Genomic DNA, 21,460 nt, shown 5'->3' on the forward strand with positions numbered 1-21,460 from the left:
TACTCGTTAAACTTACTAATAATAAAAGCGATACGCTAAATGCAATTTCGTACCATTATAAAAATCCTTGGGCAACTTGTTGCACTGTTTAGTATTACCATGGTGCCTCCGGCAATCGTGTCTTTAATTTATAAAGACGGTGGTGGTGTTCCTTTTGTTTTGGCTTTTATTTTTAGTGTCACTATTGGCTTAATGGCTTATTACCCTAACCGCCACGAAGATGGCGATTTAAAAGCGCGGGAAGGGTTTTTAATTGTTGTGTTGTTTTGGTTGGTACTTGGCGCGTTTGCATCCTTACCGCTGATATTTTTACAAGAGCCAAACCTATCACTGGCTGATGCGGTATTTGAAGCGTTTTCGGGGTTAACCACCACCGGAGCAACGGTACTAACCGGTATAGAGTACTTGCCTAAATCGGTATTATTTTATCGCCAACAACTACAGTGGTTTGGCGGTATGGGGATCATTGTGTTGGCGGTTGCTATTTTACCTATGCTAGGGGTTGGTGGTATGCAGCTATATCGCGCCGAAATACCAGGGCCAGTAAAAGACTCTAAAATGACCCCGCGAATTGCCGACACTGCAAAGCACCTTTGGTATATATATGTGTCAATTACGCTTGCGTGTACCTTGGCATATTGGATTGCAGGTATGGATTGGTTTGACGCAATAAGCCATGCGTTCTCAACGGTCGCCATTGGTGGGTTTTCTACTTATGATGCCTCTATGGGGCATTTTGATAGCCCAGTAATTAACTTTATTTGTGTGTTCTTTTTAATTATTGCAGCCATTAACTTTTCACTGCATTACGCTGCGGTAGCAAGTAGAAATATCAGTGTTTATATTCGCGACCCTGAGTTTAAAGTGTTTTTATGTATTCAGTTAGCGCTGGTGGTGATTTGCTTTACCGTGCTTTCGTCTCATGAAGTGTATGCCAATGGCGATGAAACACTCGACCAAGCGCTATTTCATGCTGTTTCAATTAGCAGTACGGCAGGATTTGCCACCGATAACTTTTCGGCTTGGCCATTATTTTTACCAATACTGCTTATATTTTCGAGCTTTATAGGTGGCTGTGCGGGCTCTACCGGTGGCGGTATGAAAGTGGTGCGCGTATTCTTACTATACTTACAAGGCGTGCGAGAGCTTAATAGGCTAGTGCATCCTCGGGCTATATATTCTATCAAGTTAGGCAGCAAAGCGTTGCCAGACAAAGTAGTGGAAGCTGTATGGGGGTTTTTCTCAGCGTACGCATTGGTGTTTATAATTATTATGCTAGCGCTGATGGGAACCGGTATGGATAACATTACAGCATTTTCTGCTACTGCAGCGTGTTTAAATAACCTTGGCCCGGGCTTAGGAGATGTTGCATCGCACTATGGGTCTATTAGTGATGGTGCTAAATGGTTGCTTACCATTGCTATGGTATTTGGCCGTTTAGAAATATTTACTTTATTAGTGCTGTTTACGCCTACATTTTGGCGCGGATAATTTAATTGTTAGTTTATAAATAGTATTAGGGAAAAGGATATGCCAACAACTAACCTAGAAAAGTTACACCAAATAATGTCTGGTGCCATGGTTGATCTTGAAATTTTAACACCAACAGCCAGCAAGCGTGTAAAAACAGAGTTTATAGGTTTGCTCGAAAATCGATTTATTATTTTAAACTATCCGAGCTCAAAGCGCCTGCCTACAGCAAGCGACTACCTGCACGATGGGGTAATGGTGGTAGTAAGAGCACTAATAGAGGGAAGTGGTGGGCAGGTTATCGCTTTTCGTCAGCAAATAATGTCAGTTGCATCTCATCCCGCACGCTTACTTTTTATTAATTACCCAAAGCAAGTGCAGTTATTCGATTTACGCTCGCAAACTCGTATACCTACCTTATTATCGGCCAAGCTAAAACTTAGTGATGACAGGATACTCGACGGGGTAATTAAAGATATTTCGCTAACGGGCGTAAAGTTTGATCTTAAAGACAAAGCCCAGGCCGAAAACATTAAAGGGATGCAATGCTCAATCATCCTCGATAGCAGTAATAAGCAAGTTAAAGACTTTCAGGGAGAAATTTGTAGCGTGAAAGAACACGTTCAAGGTGCTTACTGTGGAATAAAGCTATTAGCCAGCGAAGAAGAAATGAAAAGCTTTATGGGGGATCACTTTATTGACCCTTCAATACTCCAATCAGAAACCGAGTAACTGTACATTTCGCTATTTTGCAACAAAATAGCGATTTATTAAATTTAATTTTAAATAACGCATACCTGCATTGATAAAAATAAAATAATCGATAAAAAACAATTATTTATAAAAATAAAAGCTATTGGTTATTTTCATTTCAAAAATTATTCAGCTGTAACCGAGTTGAATACCCCAGCTAAACAGTCTCCTTACAGTGTGTATTTATAATCTGTGGCGTTTTTTGCTTTTTGTAAGGCATTGAATTTGTTCGAACTTATTGTTTGGGGTTAAAGTGTGTTGCAAAAAGGCAACAAAAATAGACAGTTAATTATCACCTTTAAGTGCATGTTACCTTTAACTAATTGAAGTTATTGATGTTTTAAATGTTGGCATCGAAGTTGTAATAGTTAAGCTGTATTGCATTAAACGTGATTTAAAGTGAAGCACTTAATCGCAGTTAACATAAACTTTGAAGGAAGATTGATTATGAAAACATTAAATAAAACGTTAGCACTTATCGCTCTAGCATCGTCATCAGCCGCTTTTGCAGCAAGTGATTTTGATACCCTTGATGTAGATGGTAATGGCGCAATTAGTCAAAGCGAAGCTGCTGTTGATGCAGAGTTAATGAGTATTTTCTCAGAGCTTGATAGTGACCAAAACGGTGAGTTATCAAAAGAAGAATTTTCTAAAGCATAAGCAAAATGCAAGGTTGATAAAATTCTGTGTTGCCAAAGACAACCTAAGTAAGCAAGGGAGCTTATGAAAAAAGAATAACAAGGAAAGTATAAACCTTAGTATATCTAATTTTTTGATAAAGCATTGAATAACATAGTAAAGGATTAAATTATGAAACAGTTAAATAAAGCACTCGCACTTATCGCTCTAGCATCGTCATCAGCCGCTTTTGCAGCAAGTGATTTTGATACCCTTGATGTAGATGGTAATGGCGCAATTAGCCAAAGTGAAGCGTCGGTAGATTCCGATTTAATCGCACAATTTGCAGAGTTAGATACAGATGGTAACGGTGAGCTTTCTAAAGCAGAGTTTGCTAACTACTAATTACTTTTTCGGTTATTTTTCACAGCCAGGGATTTCTGAGAAGGACCTCTCATTTTTAGGAGATTATTATGAAAGTATTAAATACATCACTTGCGATTTTAGTTTTAGCGTCTTCAGCAGCAGCCTATGCAGCAGTGGATTTTGCCTCTTTTGATACCAACGGCGATGGTGTTATTTCTCAGCAAGAAGCTGCGGCAAATACACAGTTAGTAAAAATATTTGATCAGCTAGATACTGACGGTAATGGCGAACTTTCTAAAGAAGAGTTTGCCAAAGTACAATAAAGCTTTAGTACCCTATATTAAAAAAGCAGCTTAACTAAGCTGCTTTTTTGTGTTTAAAGTACCAACAATGTACTGCTATAAAAATATAGCGCTCACCTGAAATAGTTTTTCTACAATATTAATGTGCTTTTTATCAATTAAGAACATGATGACATGGTCGCCCGACATAATAATGGTATCGTCGTGGGCAATAAGCACGTCGTCGTTACGTACTACAGCACCAATAGTAGTACCTGCTGGGAGTTTTATATCCCTTACAGTTCGGCCAACTACTTTAGATGTATTTTCATCACCATGGGCAACAGCTTCAATAGCTTCAGCTGCACCTTTGCGTAGTGAATATACGTTAACAATATCGCCGCGGCGAACATGAGTAAGTAATGCCGAAATAGTGGCTTCTTGTGGTGAAATTGCAATATCAATATCGCCGCCTTGTACTAAGTCAACGTATGCACTGCGTTGAATAAGTACCATGGTTTTTTGTGCGCCCATACGTTTTGCTAGCATGGCCGACATTATATTTACTTCATCATCGTTGGTTACAGCAATAAACACATCAACCTGATCTATATGCTCTTCTGACAATAGCTCTTGGTCTGACGCATCTCCGCAAAAAACAATCGTGTTGTCGAGCATTTCAGAGAGTTGCTCGGCGCGCTCTTTGCTGCGCTCAATTAATTTTACACTGTGATTTTTTTCCAGTGAGCGCGCTAGGCCTGCGCCTATATTACCGCCACCAGCAATCATAATGTTTTTATATGAACGCTCTAACCTTTGGAGTTCGTTCATAACGGCGCGGATGTGTTTAGTGGCTGCTATAAAAAACACTTCATCATCGGCTTCAATAATTGTTGTGCCTAGAGGTTTTATCGCTTTTCCTTGGCGATAAATAGCGGCTACACGAGTTTCCACATTGGGAATATGCTGTTTAAGCGTAGATAGCGCATAACCTACTAATAAACCGCCATAGTAAGCTTTTACAGCAACCAAAGAGAGCATGCCATCGGCAAACTGCAGCACTTGCAATGCGCCTGGGTAGTCTATTAAGCGGCGAATGTACTTAGTTACTAATGCCTCAGGAGCAATATAGTGATCGACCGGCAAGTCATCGTTATGAAACAGCTTTTCACGATACTTTAAATATTGCTCAGAACGAATTCGGGCTATTTTAGTCGGGGTATTAAAAATACTATACGCAACTTGGCAGGCAACCATGTTTACTTCATCTGAACTGGTTACCGCGATAATCATATCGGCGTCTTCCGCACCGGCTCTGCGAAGTACATCTGGGTGAGCGCCGTGACCAGCAACGCCTTGTAGGTCATACTTATCTTGAAGCTCGCGTAAGCGGTTGCCGTCAATATCAACGACCGTTATTTCGTTTTGTTCACCAACTAAATTTTCAGCTAGTGTGCCGCCTACTTGGCCAGCCCCGAGTATGATTATTTTCATTATTTACCAGTGTTATAAGTACCTATTGCTATGAAGTATTAGCTATCTAAAATAAGATAGATAGCTAATTGTTGTGTGCTGTATAGGTTATATTTTTTTAACTAGTTTAGCGTAATAAAAGCCATCGCTTTCACCAGGAAGTAACTGTAAACCAGGTGTGGTGGGCGTGTCTTTATCATGTAGAGGAATATGCTCAACATCATTGTTATTAGCTAAAAACTTAGCAACTTGTTGTTGGTTTTCTTGAGGGAGTACTGAACAAGTAGCGTATACCAAGGTGCCACCTGGCTTTAGAAGCGGCCAAATACTATCGAGTATATCGCCTTGTAATGCTGCTAAATCGGCAATGTCTGATGCACGACGCAACCACTTTATATCGGGGTGGCGGCGAATAACACCGGTAGCCGAGCAAGGTACGTCGAGTAAAATACGATCAAACTGTTTTTCATCCCACCAAGTGTGTGGTTGTGATGCATCACCACATTGTAGGTCGGCACCTAAGCCTATACGAGTTAAGTTTTGCTTAACACGCTCTAGGCGAGTTGCATCGCTATCAAGGGCAAGTACCTCAGCATCGGCCAATTCTAAAATATGACAGGTTTTGCCACCCGGCGCGGCGCAGGCATCTAAAATAGTGTCGTCATCTTTAGGCTCTAAAAAGCGCGCAGCTAACTGTGCAGCAGCATCTTGTACAGAACAAGCACCGGTATCAAACTCGGGTAATGAAAATACATCTCGTGGTTTAGCTAACTTTATCCCATCTATAAAATCAGGGTTAAGTGTATGCTCAATATCGTTAGCTGTTAGCATATCGCTGTATTCTTGCGTGCTGTATTGCGCTTGATTTACACGCAGCCACATAGGCGCTTGCTGTTGGTTTTCTGCAAGCAGATCTTCCCAACTATCAGGATAAGCTTCTTTAACTTGTTTGATAAACCAGTTTGGATGATTGTATAAACACACCGGAATAAGTTTGGCTTTTTCTTCAAGCTCAAGTTGTTGGCGCTGAAAACTACGTAGAATAGCGTTAATAAGTCCTTTTAAACCCAAAGCACGCAATTGTTGTAGTGCATTTACAGTTTCTGAAATTGCCGCATGTGGCGGAACACGCATGTGTTGTAGTTGGTAAATGCCCACATACAATAAAAACTGAAATATTCTACGCTTACCTTTTAACGGCTCCTCAACTAAATGTTGGCAGTAGTTTTCAAGGCTTGGTAAATAGCGTAAAACGCCATAGCAAATTTGCTGTAGCAGGGCTTTATCTTTAGGTGGCAAGCCTTGGCTGGCAAATGGTAGTTCTTGATTAAGCGAAGCGCCTTTATCAACTACGTTATATAAAGTTTCAGCGGCAAGCGCTCGTACGTTTGGAACATTACTCATTATTTTCGCCTAATATTGTGCCAGGAGTAACCCAGTCACTACGACCATTTAAAAAGTCGTTAATTGCCATTGGTTTTTTACCTTGCGGTTGTAATTGCGTAATACATAAAGCATGTTCGCCACAACCTACAATAACGCCATTTTTGTCGCTCGACAGAACGCGCCCGTTATTATCAGGCTGGTTGCTTGATTGCTCTACAACATGTGCTTGATAAATTTTTACTGGCTGCCCTCCCATTTGGGTGAAGCATACCGGCCACGGATTAAACGCGCGAATGTTACGCTCAATTTGCGCCGCGCTCATAGACCAGTCAATATTGGCTTCGTCTTTTGAGAGCTTTTTAGCGTAATTAGCCGCGGCATCATTTTGTGGCTCAGGGGTTATTTTACCATTCGCTAAGTTGTTAATAGTGTCAATAAGTGCACCAGGGCCAAGATCAGCTAATTTAGTATATAAACTGGCACTGGTTTCGGTGGCACTAATAGGGCAGCGGCTTATATGTAACATGTCGCCAGTATCTAGCCCTTCATTCATTTGCATTATGGTGACGCCGGTTTGTTCATCACCTGCCCAAATAGCACGTTGAATCGGGGCAGCACCACGCCAGCGTGGTAAAATAGAACCATGCACATTTAAACAGCCTAATCGCGGCGCATCTAAAATGGCTTTAGGTAAAATTAAGCCATAAGCCACTACAATCATGATGTCGGCATTAAGGCTAGTAAGCTCATTTAAGGCGTCTTCTGTTTTTAGTGATTGTGGCTGAAAAACCGGTAAGTTGTGCTCAAGTGCGAGCTCTTTGACTTCACTGGCTTTTAATTTTTTACCACGACCTGCCGGGCGGTCTGGCTGGCTATACACACCCACTATTTGGTGTTCGCTTTGTATCAGCGCTTGTAAATGACGTGCGGCAAAGTCCGGCGTACCGGCAAATATAATGCGTAATGGTTGAGTCACTGAGTTTTCCTAAGGTGCTTATTACTATTCTGCAAATTTGGCTTCTTTTTCAAGCTTTTTACGAATACGTTGGCGCTTTAATGGCGATAAGTAATCAATGAAAAGCTTACCTTGAAGGTGATCTAGTTCGTGTTGAATACAAATAGCTAGTAGTTCATCTGCATCTAGTACAAATTCTTCGCCTTGCTCGTTAAGCGCGGCAACAGTAACCGTTTCTGCGCGATCAACTTTTGCGTAAGAGTTAGGCACAGAAAGGCAGCCTTCTTCGCTTACGGTTGTACCGTCTTTTTTAATGATTTGTGGATTAATTAATACCAGTGGTTCGTTGCGCTCTTCTGATACGTCAATCACTACAATGCGTTGATGAATATTAACTTGTGTGGCAGCAAGACCAATGCCATTTTCATCATACATAGTTTCTAGCATGTCTTTTATAATCACACGGACTTGGTCGTCAACATGTGCAACTTCTTGTGCTATTGTACGTAAACGTTCATCTGGGAATCTTAAAACTTCTAACGTAGCCATAGTTACCTTTTACACTTATGCTTAATTTAGGGTATTGTATGCTCTTATTTTAGCCATTCGCGTTCCCCTTTAACAGGTTTTGGTCAATAATAATGAAAAAACAATACAAGGAAGCCCAATGAAATCTCCATTAATTGCAATTATCGTTGCATTAGGTGCTGCATTCTATACTTATGCTGATGTGCTAAAAATAAAAAAAGATGCACCTAAACAGTATGTTGTGAAAAAAGGCGATACACTTTGGGATATTTCTGGAGTTTATTTAAACGAACCTTGGCTATGGCCTGAGTTGTGGCAATTGAACCCGCAAATTAATAACCCTCACCTTATTTATCCCGGCGATGCCTTAGCATTAATCTACGATGCGCAGGGAAATCCACGTTTAGTGATAAATAAAGCGTACCGAAAGCTGTCTCCTCAGGGGCGAATTACCCCTAAAGGCAAAAATGCAATTACCACCTTGCCACTAGAAATGATCAGACCTTATATAACTTATGAGCAAGCTATAAATAGCGACGATATAAAAGCTAAACCTTATATTTTAGGGGCAAACGAGAACACGAAAACACAAACATTAGGGCATATTTTATACGTTAAAGGCGATTTAAAGTTACACCAAGCTTATGCAATTTATCATAAAGGTAAGCCATATTTAGACCCAGAAACTGGAAGGGTACTTGCTAATCGTGCTGCTTATGTTGGTATGGCTCGCGCCTTTAGAAAAGGTGATGCCGCTAATGGCGAGCCTGCATCGGTCAGAGTTGAGTCGGTGAAGCGCGAAATAAAACAAGGCGACTTTTTACTTCCAGCAATGGAAGGGCAAATGCTACCAGCGTATTTTAATATGCATCGTCCTACCCAGGCTGTATTGGGTTATGTTATTGCTTCGCCAAGCGATTCTAGAGAATTTAGCACTATGGATGTAGTGGTGCTAAACTTAGGATCAGAGCAGCAAGTAGAAGTGGGTCATGTACTTGATATTGAACGCCAATCACCAAGCGTTATAGATGGTCCTCGTGGTCCTCGCTACACCGAGGACTCAAGTCGCTTTGAAAAGTTAATTTCAAATGCTAACGAGTTTTTTGGTGCTGAACCCGATGATGGAAGTACGGTTTGGAAAATGCCGAAAGAAAAAGTAGGTGAGTTAATTGTATTTAAGGTGTATGACAACGTAAGTTATGCGCTAATAACTAAAAATCAGCACCCAATTCGCGTTGGAGATATTGCAGTTATTCATTAAGTAGCGAGTCGGTGCTCTAGGAGAGAGCATGGATCAGTCATCTGGCAAGCTAGCCCACTGGCTTGCCTTTTATATGTGTAAAGGGTTGGGTATTAAAACCCTTTTAGCACTATCTAAAAACCATTCCCTTGAGTCATTGTTTGGCTTATCTCATCAGCAATTACTGCAATTAGGACTAAGTGCTAATCAAGCTACTAATTTGTTGCACACTAATTGGCAGCAAATTACGCATTATGAACAGTTAATCCTACACAATAATATAACGGTTATTAGTATTTTTGATGCCGCTTACCCCGAAGATTTAAAACAAATAGCCAGTGCGCCTTTATTGCTTTTTTGCAAAGGCGATGTGTCGTTATTAACTAGCCCACAAATAGCCATAGTTGGGAGCCGTAACGCCACTCCCACCGGGCTGGAAATAGCTGCTGAGTTTGCATATCAACTTACCTTAGCTGGAATCACTATTACTTCAGGCATGGCCCGCGGTATAGACGGAGCTGCGCATAAAGGGGCCTTAGCTGGCAGCGGAAAAACCATTGCCGTGCTGGGTACCGGTGTTGATATTTACTACCCTAAGCAGCATAAGCTACTTACAAATCAAGTATTAGAGCAGGGCTTGCTTGTAAGTGAGTTTTTACCTGGTACTGCCGCGAATGCACATAATTTTCCGCGTCGTAATCGTATTATATCGGGGTTGTCGCTGGGGGTACTTATTGTTGAAGCTGAAATTAAAAGCGGTTCGCTTATTACTGTACGCTATGCGCTGGAGCAAAATAAAGAAGTATTTGCTGTTCCCGGATCGATTAAAAACCCACTTGCCCAAGCGAGTCATTTTTTAATTAAGCAAGGTGCTAAGCTCGTGGAGAATGTAAGTGATATTCTTGATGAGGTGAGCTTTGCTTATCAAAGTGGTTTTTTAACTCCAGAGCAGTCAACCCAAACCAATAAAGACTCCCAGTGTGAGGTGTTAAATAGTATTGGCTTTGAGGTAACCAGTGTTGATGACATTGTTCGCCGTGCTCAGTGGCCAATTGATAAAGTGCAAGCCAGATTGCTGGACTTGGAGCTAGATGATCAAATAGAGCGAGTTTTAGATGGTTACATCAGGGTCTGTTGACCTTTGCGGGTTAATATTTGTTCAAACTAGAGGCAATTTAATCGCGGCGCGAGGTTTGTAACCTAGTGGGCTAAGTAAAAACCGAGCAACAAAGAGTTAATTGCCCCTAGGCAGAACCCTTCGGGTAGCGCCTGTGTGGCATTAATGCTGCGTTATCGCCAATTTATGGGGAATACACCACATAGGCTCTGCCTTGCCTAAATACCAAACAGGCTGCTGCAAATTTAACCTTGAAAGATTAACAGACCCTAAACTAAGTACTTAAGCTAAATGCGAGGTGGTGATATGTTTGAAGTGCTTATGTATCTTTTTGAAAACTATATTCACAACGACGCTGGGCTCTTCATTGAACCTAACGAATTGACCGATGAATTATTACGAGCTGGTTTTAATCAAGCCGAAATATTTAAAGCACTAGATTGGCTAGAGCAGCTAGCCGAATTACAGCATAGTGACACATCACCATATTTAATCACTGACTCGCCACAAACAATGAGAATATTTACCGACCACGAATGCAAAATGCTGGATGTGCAGTGCCGTAATTTTTTAATGTTTGTTGAACGCATTGGCGTTACTAATGGTATTACCCGTGAAATGGTAATGGACCGCTTAGCAGCGCTAGATAAATCTTTTATAGGGTTAGACGATTTAAAGTGGGTGGTGTTAATGGTGCTATTTAATATACCCGGAGCAGAAGTGGCTTGTGAGCAAATGGAAGATCTTATATTTGACCAGCCCGGCGACTTACTTCACTAATACCTAAATTCAAGATACCTATTAATACCTATTTAATACAAAATATGAGCATACGAGTAAATTAAATTGCTTAAGTACTTTCGAAAAAGTAATTTATATAGCAAGTATATGCCATAATCTTTGCCTTATTATTGCACCGTACTTTTTACGCTATAATTGGCCGCTAATTTAATGTAATGGGTATAGCTATTGTATCTTTAAGTGTTTTGGGTATATTAGGCGAAAATTCACCAACCTTTAGGATCACCATGAGTAAAATCGACCATTCGCTTTTCTCGGCGAATAAGCACGCCCTAGAAAAAGAATATGAGATATGCCCACAATGTGGTTCAGAGTTAGTGATCCGCAATAGTAAATCAGGCCCATTTTTAGGTTGTGCCAGCTACCCCAAGTGCGATTTTATTCGCCCGTTGGCGCATCACGATAGCAGTGAAATAAAAGTGCTAGAAGATTCCGCATGTCCACAATGTAGTAAGCAGCTGGTGGTAAAAAATGGCCGCTACGGTATGTTTATTGGTTGTACAGGGTATCCAGAGTGTCATTACATTGCCAATGAAAACGAGGCAAAGCAAAATGAAGAGCCATTACCTAGTTGCCCTAAATGTAAAAAAGGCCGTTTAGTTTCACGTAGTAATAAATTTGGTAAAATATTTTATTCATGCGATTGCTACCCAAGCTGTAAATATACGCTGAATAATAAACCGGTTGAGCAATCGTGCCCAGAATGTAACTGGCCACTGCTGATTGAGAGAAAAATGGCTAATAGCACTGTGTTACAATGCCCGCAAAAAAGTTGTATGCATAAACTTGCAGCCACTGAATAACGTTTAAAACTCCTGGAGACGATTTTGTCAGATCAATCTACTATAGCTGCTGCTATAACATGTTTAGCGCAAGGCGAAGTGATTTTATACCCTACAGAAGCTGTATATGGCTTAGGTTGCGATCCAGATAATCAACAAGCAGTTGAGCGACTACTGGCTATTAAACAGCGCCCGGTCGAAAAAGGCCTTATTTTAATTGCCGATAACTACGGGCAGTTATTAAAATATGTAGATGATGCCAAAATCCCAATGGATAAACGTGCCGACATTTTTTCAAGTTGGCCAAATGCGATTACTTGGGTTATGCCCGCAGCTAAAAACACCCCAAAGTGGTTAACTGGGCAGTATGACACTATTGCAGTTAGGGTGACTAACCATCCAACCGTAAAGCGCTTATGCCAAGAGTTTGGTAAGCCACTGGTATCAACTAGCGCTAATTTAAGCGGTCAAAATACAGTATTAAGCATTGCCGAGGCTAAAAGCCAGTTTACTGAGCAGGTAGGTTATTATGTTGATGAGCCACTCGGTGGTAATACGCAACCAAGTACAATTAAAGATGCCATGAATGGCAAAGTATTTAGAGGTTAATATGCAAAGTAAATTATTAGAGCAAGTAAAAGCCTACTTTATGGCTTTGCAAGACACTATTAGCCAAGGCCTTGAAGCAGCCGATGGTAAAGCTAAGTTTATAGAAGATAACTGGCAGCGTAGCGAAGGCGGCGGCGGACGTACACGCGTTATCACTAATGGTAATATTATTGAGCAAGGCGGTGTTAACTACTCGCATGTATTTGGTGCCTCTATGCCCGCATCTGCAACCGCACACAGACCCGAACTTGCAGGGCGAAGCTTTCATGCTTGCGGTGTGTCATTGGTTATTCATCCAAAAAATCCACATATACCAACCAGTCATGCCAATGTGCGTTTTTTTATTGCCGAAAAAGAAGGCGAACAACCAATATGGTGGTTTGGTGGTGGCTTTGACTTAACCCCTTTTTATCCTGTACTTGATGATGTAGTACATTGGCATCAAGTAGCACATGACTTATGTGCACCATTTGGCGATGAGTTGTATCCAAAGTACAAAACCTGGTGCGATGAATATTTTTATTTAAAGCATCGCGATGAAACACGCGGTGTAGGTGGGTTATTTTTTGACGACCTAAATGAACTGGGTTTTGAGCAAAGCTTTGCCTTTACGCAAGCAGTAGGTAATGGCTTTTTAGAGGCTTACTTACCTATTATAGAGCGTCGTAAAAAAGATGAATACACAGCGCAGCAACGCGACTTCCAGCTTTATCGTCGTGGCCGCTACGTAGAGTTTAATTTAGTCTGGGATAGAGGCACTCTGTTTGGTTTGCAAACGGGTGGTCGCACCGAATCTATATTAATGTCTATGCCACCGTTAGCGCGTTGGGAGTATAACTACACTCCAGACGCAGAGAGTGCTGAGGCTAAGTTATACCAGTATTACTTACGCCCTCAGCAATGGTTGAGTACACAACCAAATGATTTAATTGCTAGAGAGTGCCAGCTTTAAGGCTTCTCGTGTAAATATAAAAGGCGCTACATAGCGCCTTTTTTGTATTTAGCGTTATGCGTTAATGCTGGTTAATCATATGGCTCGCTAGCTGTCCAAACGATTGCTTAAGGCCTTCTCGTAGTAATGGATTATCTACTTCAAGGTCTAATGTTTTATTCATGCAGTACATCCATTGGTCGCGCAAGTCTTGATCAATGGTAAAAGGCATATGGCGTTTACGCAGCATAGGATGGCCATGTTTTGCTACAAATAGGTCTGGGCCGCCTAACCAGCCAGATAAAAATTCAAAAAACACTTGGCGAATTCTATCTAATGGCAGAGGATGCATATCATATAATGGTTTAGCGTATTCATCTGTAGCCATAATATCGTAGAATCTATTTGCAATAGCAAGTGCGCCTGCTTCTCCACCTAGTATTTCATAAGGTGTTTTTTCAGGTGTGGGTGTTTGCTCTATTATGGCGGGCTTAGATTTTGAAAAAAGTCGTTTAATCATATTATTTATCATCGTTAATAGGCAGTATTACTACTGCAAAGAGGTTGCTTTAAAATGGACAAATATGCGGTTTTTGGAAATCCAATAAAACATTCAAAATCCCCCGCGATACATAAACAATTTGCTATCTCTTTAGGTGAGCAAATCGACTATCGCGCAATCTTAGCACCTATCGATAACTTTGAAAAAACAGTATCGAATTTTTTTGCTCAAGGCGGTAAGGGAGCTAATGTAACTATGCCCTTTAAAGAGCAGGCTTTTGCAATGGCAGATGAGCTCACACCATTAGCTAAAATTGTCGGTGCAGTAAATACCTTAAAAAAGCAAGCAGACGGCACGTTACTAGGCGATAACACCGACGGCATCGGCTTTGTAAGCGATCTGCTGGCTAATAATGTCAGTATTACCGGTAAACGTATTTTAATAATAGGCGCAGGCGGGGCTGCAAGGGGGGTTGTTTTACCCTTGCTGGATCATCAGCCACAGGAAGTTGTTATTGTTAATCGTACCGCCGAAAAAGCACAAAATTTAGCAAAGTTGTTTGCTCAACATGGGAATGTATCGGGTTATGGTTTTAACAATCTACCAGAAAACGATTATGCGCTTATCATAAACTCTACCTCTAGCAGTATGAATGACGAGCTTCCAGCACTTGATCAAAAACATATTACTAACTGTGAAGTAGCGTATGACATGTTTTATTCACTGCAAAATACCATTTTTATGAATTGGGTAGCGCAGTATAATAGTAAGACTAAATTGTTGGATGGCAGCGGCATGCTAGTTGGTCAGGCTGCCCAGGCATATTATGTATGGCGTAATAAAATGCCTGCAATACTACCTGTCGTTAATGCACTAAAACAGGGAGCACTTACATGAACCAAGCAATACAATTTATAGATAGGTTAGAATTTAGAGAGCCAGCGCACCAATTAGTCTTTTTTGCACAAGTAAATGGCATGCTGGTGGAATGTGTTATTGCGGTAAGTAGTTTAGGTTTGACCGATGAAAGTCATGCAACAAGTTATTTTGAAAAAAATCGTTTTGATTACGAAGAGCGCGCCGAGCAACTTATCGAAGATGAAAGTTACAACTCGGCAGGCCAAATAGAAGTCAGCTTAATTAGCTAAGTGCTTATATAACGTCGTCACTTAAGTACTCATTTTTAAGCAGTACATAGTTATCCGCAGATACTTTTAAAAATGTAAGCTCTTGCTCGGTAAGCGCTCGAGCTTGCTTAACTGGACTGCCTACATATAAGTAACCAGACTCCAAACGCTTATTTGGTGGCACCAATGAACCCCCGCCAATAATCACATTATCTTCAACAATGGCATTGTCCATAATAATTGCGCCCATTCCCACCAATATACGATTACCTAACTGACAACCATGTAACATAACTTTGTGCCCAACCGTTACATCATCACCAATTATAAGCGGATAACCTTCGGGGTTACTTTTGGTTGCTCGCGATAAATGCAGCACGCTACCATCTTGTATATTAGTACGCTCACCAATGCGTATATAGTTTACATCACCACGGGCAGCAACTAACGGCCACACGCTGCTATCATCACCCAAAGTAATATCGCCAACCAATACCGATGATTCATCTATATAAACAGACGCATTAAATGAAGGGATAACACCTTTATAAGAACGGATTGTCATATCTGCACCTTTAACTAACAGTTATATTAAATTATGAGTGTAACAGCAGAGCTTATTTAAGTGCCACAAAAGCAGTAATTGTTTATAAAACTATCAGTTTTAGGCGCTTTAGCTCAGTTACTGAGCGAACGTCGTTTTTTTTTAGTTTTTCAGTAAAAAATGCTTGATCTGTTTTCGGATCTCCCTATAATGCGACCCCACTGAGACGGGAAACGTCAACGCCTAGCGAGACGCGAACTACTCAGAGAGTTAAATAAAACTTCGGTTTTAAATTGTCGAAAGAAAGTTTAAAACAAAGTATTGACTCGAAAAATAAAGGATGTATTATACGCATCCCTTGAGACGCTAAAGCGACTCAAAACGTTCTTTAACAATATAAAGCAATCATCTGTGTGGGCACTCGTACAGATTGAGTTCTAACAGCCAAGCTTAGTTCGCTAAGTAAGGCAAACAAATTAGAGTCTCAATTGAAAACTGAGTGACCAACAGAAGTAACTTATTTATAAGTTGCTTCGGCACAGTCAATTCAATATCGAAAGATATTAAAATAAATTCAGAATTCATTGAGCTGTCGAAAGACATAAAACTTTTTAATTGAAGAGTTTGATCATGGCTCAGATTGAACGCTGGCGGCAGGCCTAACACATGCAAGTCGAGCGGTAACAGAAAGTAGCTTGCTACTTTGCTGACGAGCGGCGGACGGGTGAGTAATGCTTGGGAACATGCCTTGAGGTGGGGGACAACAGTTGGAAACGACTGCTAATACCGCATAATGTCTACGGACCAAAGGGGGCTTCGGCTCTCGCCTTTAGATTGGCCCAAGTGGGATTAGCTAGTTGGTGAGGTAATGGCTCACCAAGGCGACGATCCCTAGCTGGTTTGAGAGGATGATCAGCCACACTGGGACTGAGACACGGCCCAGACTCCTACGGGAGGCAGCAGTGGGGAATATTGCACAATGGGCGCAAGCCTGATGCAGCCATGCCGCGTGTGTGAAGAAGGCCTTCGGGTTGTAAAGCACTTTCAGTCAGGAGGAAAGGTTAGTAGTTAATACCTGCTAGCTGTGACGTTACTGACAGAAGAAGCACCGGCTAACTCCGTGCCAGCAGCCGCGGTAATACGGAGGGTGCGAGCGTTAATCGGAATTACTGGGCGTAAAGCGTACGCAGGCGGTTTGTTAAGCGAGATGTGAAAGCCCCGGGCTCAACCTGGGAACTGCATTTCGAACTGGCAAACTAGAGTGTGATAGAGGGTGGTAGAATTTCAGGTGTAGCGGTGAAATGCGTAGAGATCTGAAGGAATACCGATGGCGAAGGCAGCCACCTGGGTCAACACTGACGCTCATGTACGAAAGCGTGGGGAGCAAACGGGATTAGATACCCCGGTAGTCCACGCCGTAAACGATGTCTACTAGAAGCTCGGAGCCTCGGTTCTGTTTTTCAAAGCTAACGCATTAAGTAGACCGCCTGGGGAGTACGGCCGCAAGGTTAAAACTCAAATGAATTGACGGGGGCCCGCACAAGCGGTGGAGCATGTGGTTTAATTCGATGCAACGCGAAGAACCTTACCTACACTTGACATACAGAGAACTTACCAGAGATGGTTTGGTGCCTTCGGGAACTCTGATACAGGTGCTGCATGGCTGTCGTCAGCTCGTGTTGTGAGATGTTGGGTTAAGTCCCGCAACGAGCGCAACCCCTATCCTTAGTTGCTAGCAGGTAATGCTGAGAACTCTAAGGAGACTGCCGGTGATAAACCGGAGGAAGGTGGGGACGACGTCAAGTCATCATGGCCCTTACGTGTAGGGCTACACACGTGCTACAATGGCGCATACAGAGTGCTGCGAACCTGCGAAGGTAAGCGAATCACTTAAAGTGCGTCGTAGTCCGGATTGGAGTCTGCAACTCGACTCCATGAAGTCGGAATCGCTAGTAATCGCGTATCAGAATGACGCGGTGAATACGTTCCCGGGCCTTGTACACACCGCCCGTCACACCATGGGAGTGGGTTGCTCCAGAAGTAGATAGTCTAACCCTCGGGAGGACGTTTACCACGGAGTGATTCATGACTGGGGTGAAGTCGTAACAAGGTAGCCCTAGGGGAACCTGGGGCTGGATCACCTCCTTATACGATTTAGAACTTATTTGTTCGTAGTGTCCACACAGATGATTGTTAATTGTAAAGAGAACAACACTTATTGTTTGGGTCTGTAGCTCAGCTGGTTAGAGCGCACCCCTGATAAGGGTGAGGTCGGTAGTTCAAATCTACTCAGACCCACCACTTTACTCCCATACATCGTTATGGAATATCTCGTTTAGTAAACTAAACGTCGATTTCCCACGCCTTGTCTGGAAGCAAAGTCGGTATACAAACAGTAAGACCAGCATATGTGGGGCTATAGCTCAGCTGGGAGAGCGCCTGCCTTGCACGCAGGAGGTCAGCAGTTCGATCCTGCTTAGCTCCACCACTTTACTTCTTAAAAATAAATATTCTTTATCGGGTCATAAACGACCTGAGAATGAAGTGTGTTTAATTTTGAGAAGTTTTTATTTCTCTTGCTCTTTAAAAATTTGGAAAAGCTGATAATAAAATTCTGATAGATACATTGTATTTATCAAGAGTTTTCAAAAGTAAAAAAGAATGGTAGCAGTACCATTCAGTGCCATTTAGTTAACTCTTACGAGTTGATTGATTGGTATCTACTTTAGTATTCAATATTGACTTCTGGCGAAGTTAAACTGTCACGAAACAAAGACCCGTTTGGGTTGTATGGTTAAGTGACTAAGCGTACACGGTGGATGCCTTGGCAGTTGGAGGCGATGAAGGACGTATTAACTTGCGATAAGCCTAGTCAAGCTAGTAAAAAGCACTTGAGACTAGGATTTCCGAATGGGGAAACCCACCTGCTTGCAGGTATCGTTAACTGAATACATAGGTTAACGAGGCGAACGCGGAGAACTGAAACATCTAAGTACCCGTAGGAAAAGAAATCAACCGAGATTCCGAAAGTAGCGGCGAGCGAAATCGGAACAGCCCTTAAGCTTATTATGTGTTAATGGAAGGCTGCTGGAAAGCGCCACGATACAGGGTGATAGTCCCGTACATGAAAAGACATTTTAAGTGAAATCGAGTAGGTCGGAGCACGTGAAACTTTGACTGAATATAGGTGGACCATCATCTAAGGCTAAATACTCCCAACTGACCGATAGTGAACCAGTACCGTGAGGGAAAGGCGAAAAGAACCCCTGTGAGGGGAGTGAAATAGAACCTGAAACCGTGTACGTACAAGCAGTAGGAGCCCACTTGTTGGGTGACTGCGTACCTTTTGTATAATGGGTCAGCGACTTATATTTTGTAGCGAGGTTAACCGATTAGGGTAGCCGTAGGGAAACCGAGTCTTAACTGGGCGAATAGTTGCAAGGTATAGACCCGAAACCCGGTGATCTAGCCATGAGCAGGTTGAAGGTTGAGTAACATCAACTGGAGGACCGAACCCACTAACGTTGAAAAGTTAGGGGATGACTTGTGGTTAGGAGTGAAAGGCTAATCAAACCGGGAGATAGCTGGTTCTCCCCGAAATCTATTTAGGTAGAGCCTCGGACGAATACTTACGGGGGTAGAGCACTGTTAAGGCTAGGGGGTCATCCCGACTTACCAACCCTTTGCAAACTCCGAATACCGTAAAGTAATATCCGGGAGACACACGGCGGGTGCTAACGTCCGTCGTGAAGAGGGAAACAACCCAGACCGCCAGCTAAGGTCCCAAAGTCATAGTTAAGTGGGAAACGATGTGGAAAGGCCCAGACAGCCAGGAGGTTGGCTTAGAAGCAGCCATCCTTTAAAGAAAGCGTAATAGCTCACTGGTCGAGTCGGTCTGCGCGGAAGATGTAACGGGGCTAAACTATGCACCGAAGCTGCGGATTCATCTTAGGATGAGTGGTAGGGGAGCGTTCTGTAAGCCGTTGAAGGTGTACCGGGAGGTATGCTGGAGGTATCAGAAGTGCGAATGCTGACATGAGTAACGATAATGGGAGTGAAAAACTCCCACGCCGGAAGACCAAGGGTTCCTATCCCATGTTAATCAGGGTAGGGTAAGTCGACCCCTAAGGCGAGGCCGAAAGGCGTAGTCGATGGGAAACAGATTAATATTTCTGTACTCGATATAATTGCGATGGGGGGACGGAGCAGGCTAAGCAAGCATGGCGTTGGTAGTCCATGTGAAAGTGAGTAGGGCGTTTGTTTAGGTAAATCCGGACGAACATTAAACCTGAGACACGAGACGAGTCACCAAGGTGATGAAGTTGCTGATGCCATACTTCCAGGAAAAGCCTCTAAGCTTCAGATTATATGGAATCGTACCCCAAACCGACACAGGTGGTCAGGTAGAGAATACTAAGGCGCTTGAGAGAACTCGGGTGAAGGAACTAGGCAAAATCGTACCGTAACTTCGGGAGAAGGTACGCTCCTATCTGTGATGAGACTTGCTCTCTAAGCGGACGGGAGCCGCAGTGACCAGGTGGCTGGGACTGTTTATTAAAAACACAGCACTGTGCAAAATCGCAAGATGACGTATACGGTGTGACACCTGCCCGGTGCCGGAAGGTTAATTGATGGGGTTATCCTTAGGGAGAAGCTCTTGATCGAAGCCCCGGTAAACGGCGGCCGTAACTATAACGGTCCTAAGGTAGCGAAATTCCTTGTCGGGTAAGTTCCGACCTGCACGAATGGTGTAACCATGGCCACGCTGTCTCCACCCGAGACTCAGTGAAATTGAAATCGCAGTGAAGATGCTGTGTACCCGCGGCTAGACGGAAAGACCCCGTGAACCTTTACTACAGCTTGGCACTGAACATTGAACCTACATGTGTAGGATAGGTGGGAGACTTTGAAGATGAGACGCTAGTTTTGTTGGAGTCAACCTTGAAATACCACCCTTGTAGTTTTGATGTTCTAACGTTGGCCCCTGAATCGGGGTTACGGACAGTGCCTGGTGGGTAGTTTGACTGGGGCGGTCTCCTCCTAAAGAGTAACGGAGGAGCACGAAGGTTGGCTAAGTACGGTCGGACATCGTACGGTTAGTGTAATGGTAGAAGCCAGCTTAACTGCGAGACAGACACGTCGAGCAGGTACGAAAGTAGGTCATAGTGATCCGGTGGTTCTGAATGGAAGGGCCATCGCTCAACGGATAAAAGGTACTCCGGGGATAACAGGCTGATACCGCCCAAGAGTTCATATCGACGGCGGTGTTTGGCACCTCGATGTCGGCTCATCACATCCTGGGGCTGAAGTCGGTCCCAAGGGTATGGCTGTTCGCCATTTAAAGTGGTACGCGAGCTGGGTTTAGAACGTCGTGAGACAGTTCGGTCCCTATCTGCCGTGGGCGTTTGAGAATTGAGAGGGGTTGCTCCTAGTACGAGAGGACCGGAGTGAACGAACCGCTGGTGTTCGGGTTGTCATGCCAATGGCATTGCCCGGTAGCTACGTTCGGAACTGATAAGCGCTGAAAGCATCTAAGCGCGAAGCAGGCCTCGAGATGATTTCTCACTAGAGCTATAAGCTCTCTGAAGGGCCGTTGGAGACTACAACGTTGATAGGCAAGATGTGGAAGTGCTGTGAGGCATTAAGCTAACTTGTACTAATTACCCGTGAGGCTTAACCATACAACGCCAAACGCGTTTTATGTGACAGTTCAAGCAAGAAGTTAATATGACTAAAGTAGATATTTACGCAAAGACTTAAAAAATATTATCAGATATTTTCCAAATTCAGTTAATTTGTAGTGATACGAATTAACGCCCTAATTTGCTTGGTAACAATAGCGTTTTGGACCCACCTGACCCCATGCCGAACTCAGTAGTGAAACGAAACAGCGCCGATGATAGTGTAGCATTTGCTATGTGAAAGTAGGACATTGCCAGGCTCCAAATTGTAGAAAGCCCGAATCTAACGATTCGGG

Annotated in this window: 19 protein-coding genes, 2 tRNA genes and 3 rRNA genes; 18 read left to right on the forward strand and 6 right to left on the reverse strand. The window is 42.8% G+C overall.

The annotated features are described in order from the left end of the window. Nucleotides 1–39 precede the first annotated feature (39 nt). From RB215_RS00070 to RB215_RS00090, 5 genes are all read left to right on the forward strand, one after another. A complete protein-coding gene (locus RB215_RS00070) occupies nt 40–1,491 on the forward strand; it encodes a TrkH family potassium uptake protein (RefSeq protein ID WP_011326747.1) in 1,452 nt (483 codons plus the stop codon). Between the two features lie 39 nt (nt 1,492–1,530). Beyond that, the gene (locus tag RB215_RS00075; protein WP_089367525.1) at nt 1,531–2,202 is read left to right on the forward strand and encodes a flagellar brake protein; all 672 of its coding nucleotides are present in this window, start codon (nt 1,531–1,533) and stop codon (nt 2,200–2,202) included. 468 nt (nt 2,203–2,670) lie between these two features. Next, nucleotides 2,671–2,883, forward strand: coding sequence for an EF-hand domain-containing protein (locus RB215_RS00080; protein WP_309216648.1), 213 nt, complete (start codon nt 2,671–2,673; stop codon nt 2,881–2,883). Nucleotides 2,884–3,033: 150 nt separating this feature from the next. Further along, complete coding sequence (locus tag RB215_RS00085) at nt 3,034–3,246, forward strand: calmodulin (RefSeq protein ID WP_011326750.1); 213 nt, start codon at nt 3,034–3,036, stop codon at nt 3,244–3,246. A 68-nt stretch (nt 3,247–3,314) separates the two neighbouring features. Continuing rightward, the gene (locus tag RB215_RS00090) at nt 3,315–3,530 is read left to right on the forward strand and encodes an EF-hand domain-containing protein (RefSeq protein WP_086996434.1); all 216 of its coding nucleotides are present in this window, start codon (nt 3,315–3,317) and stop codon (nt 3,528–3,530) included. Between the two features lie 75 nt (nt 3,531–3,605). Here the strand turns inward: RB215_RS00090 and trkA are convergent, their stop codons facing one another. From trkA to def, 4 genes are all read right to left on the reverse strand, one after another. Then, on the reverse strand, nt 3,606–4,982 hold the full coding sequence (trkA, locus tag RB215_RS00095; RefSeq protein ID WP_011326752.1) for a Trk system potassium transporter TrkA: 1,377 nt from the start codon (nt 4,980–4,982) through the stop codon (nt 3,606–3,608). An 87-nt stretch (nt 4,983–5,069) separates the two neighbouring features. Further along, the gene (rsmB, locus tag RB215_RS00100) at nt 5,070–6,365 is read right to left on the reverse strand and encodes a 16S rRNA (cytosine(967)-C(5))-methyltransferase RsmB (protein WP_011326753.1); all 1,296 of its coding nucleotides are present in this window, start codon (nt 6,363–6,365) and stop codon (nt 5,070–5,072) included. Then, a complete protein-coding gene (fmt, locus tag RB215_RS00105) occupies nt 6,358–7,323 on the reverse strand; it encodes a methionyl-tRNA formyltransferase (protein ID WP_309216651.1) in 966 nt (321 codons plus the stop codon). The genes rsmB and fmt overlap by 8 nt, the downstream gene beginning before the upstream one ends. 24 nt (nt 7,324–7,347) lie before the next feature. Further along, entirely contained in the window at nt 7,348–7,851 is a 504-nt protein-coding gene (gene def, locus RB215_RS00110; RefSeq protein WP_011326755.1) for a peptide deformylase, read from the reverse strand. 118 nt (nt 7,852–7,969) lie between these two features. Between def and RB215_RS00115 the strand changes: the two genes are divergently transcribed. The 6 genes from RB215_RS00115 to hemF all read left to right on the forward strand — a co-directional run bounded on the left by RB215_RS00115 (nt 7,970) and on the right by hemF (nt 13,331). Beyond that, the gene (locus RB215_RS00115) at nt 7,970–9,091 is read left to right on the forward strand and encodes a LysM peptidoglycan-binding domain-containing protein (RefSeq protein ID WP_182678438.1); all 1,122 of its coding nucleotides are present in this window, start codon (nt 7,970–7,972) and stop codon (nt 9,089–9,091) included. A gap of 28 nt (nt 9,092–9,119) precedes the next feature. Continuing rightward, complete coding sequence (gene dprA / locus RB215_RS00120) at nt 9,120–10,208, forward strand: DNA-processing protein DprA (protein ID WP_089367527.1); 1,089 nt, start codon at nt 9,120–9,122, stop codon at nt 10,206–10,208. A 285-nt stretch (nt 10,209–10,493) separates the two neighbouring features. Then, nucleotides 10,494–10,967, forward strand: coding sequence for a DUF494 family protein (locus tag RB215_RS00125; protein ID WP_011326758.1), 474 nt, complete (start codon nt 10,494–10,496; stop codon nt 10,965–10,967). Nucleotides 10,968–11,215: 248 nt separating this feature from the next. Continuing rightward, a complete protein-coding gene (locus RB215_RS00130) occupies nt 11,216–11,791 on the forward strand; it encodes a type I DNA topoisomerase (RefSeq protein WP_011326759.1) in 576 nt (191 codons plus the stop codon). Nucleotides 11,792–11,815: 24 nt separating this feature from the next. Further along, entirely contained in the window at nt 11,816–12,379 is a 564-nt protein-coding gene (locus RB215_RS00135) for an L-threonylcarbamoyladenylate synthase (protein ID WP_179807559.1), read from the forward strand. Nucleotide 12,380: 1 nt separating this feature from the next. Next, entirely contained in the window at nt 12,381–13,331 is a 951-nt protein-coding gene (gene hemF, locus RB215_RS00140; RefSeq protein WP_179807574.1) for an oxygen-dependent coproporphyrinogen oxidase, read from the forward strand. A gap of 61 nt (nt 13,332–13,392) precedes the next feature. Here hemF and RB215_RS00145 read toward each other — a convergent pair whose 3' ends face one another. Next, complete coding sequence (locus RB215_RS00145) at nt 13,393–13,830, reverse strand: group II truncated hemoglobin (RefSeq protein WP_309216653.1); 438 nt, start codon at nt 13,828–13,830, stop codon at nt 13,393–13,395. A 54-nt stretch (nt 13,831–13,884) separates the two neighbouring features. Between RB215_RS00145 and aroE the strand changes: the two genes are divergently transcribed. Beyond that, on the forward strand, nt 13,885–14,709 hold the full coding sequence (gene aroE / locus RB215_RS00150; RefSeq protein ID WP_011326763.1) for a shikimate dehydrogenase: 825 nt from the start codon (nt 13,885–13,887) through the stop codon (nt 14,707–14,709). Further along, nucleotides 14,706–14,960 (forward strand): DUF1488 domain-containing protein, encoded by a 255-nt coding sequence (locus RB215_RS00155; RefSeq protein ID WP_011326764.1) that lies wholly within the window; start codon nt 14,706–14,708, stop codon nt 14,958–14,960. The genes aroE and RB215_RS00155 overlap by 4 nt, the downstream gene beginning before the upstream one ends. 4 nt (nt 14,961–14,964) lie before the next feature. Here RB215_RS00155 and RB215_RS00160 read toward each other — a convergent pair whose 3' ends face one another. Beyond that, the gene (locus RB215_RS00160; protein ID WP_011326765.1) at nt 14,965–15,504 is read right to left on the reverse strand and encodes a gamma carbonic anhydrase family protein; all 540 of its coding nucleotides are present in this window, start codon (nt 15,502–15,504) and stop codon (nt 14,965–14,967) included. A 591-nt stretch (nt 15,505–16,095) separates the two neighbouring features. Between RB215_RS00160 and RB215_RS00165 the strand changes: the two genes are divergently transcribed. From RB215_RS00165 to rrf, 5 genes are all read left to right on the forward strand, one after another. Beyond that, nucleotides 16,096–17,631: ribosomal RNA gene (locus RB215_RS00165) — 16S ribosomal RNA — on the forward strand. 76 nt (nt 17,632–17,707) lie between these two features. Beyond that, nucleotides 17,708–17,784 (forward strand) — tRNA-Ile (locus RB215_RS00170). A gap of 111 nt (nt 17,785–17,895) precedes the next feature. After that, nucleotides 17,896–17,971 (forward strand) — tRNA-Ala (locus RB215_RS00175). 304 nt (nt 17,972–18,275) lie between these two features. Further along, nucleotides 18,276–21,164 (forward strand): 23S ribosomal RNA (locus tag RB215_RS00180). Nucleotides 21,165–21,309: 145 nt separating this feature from the next. Next, nucleotides 21,310–21,424: ribosomal RNA gene (gene rrf / locus RB215_RS00185) — 5S ribosomal RNA — on the forward strand. Together the 16S, 23S and 5S rRNA genes with 2 tRNA genes alongside form the textbook arrangement of a ribosomal RNA operon. The last annotated feature ends 36 nt before the right edge of the window (nt 21,425–21,460 follow it).

It is taken from the genome of Pseudoalteromonas sp. HL-AS2 (genome assembly GCF_031198805.1).
In the GTDB taxonomy this organism is placed as follows: domain Bacteria; phylum Pseudomonadota; class Gammaproteobacteria; order Enterobacterales; family Alteromonadaceae; genus Pseudoalteromonas; species Pseudoalteromonas nigrifaciens.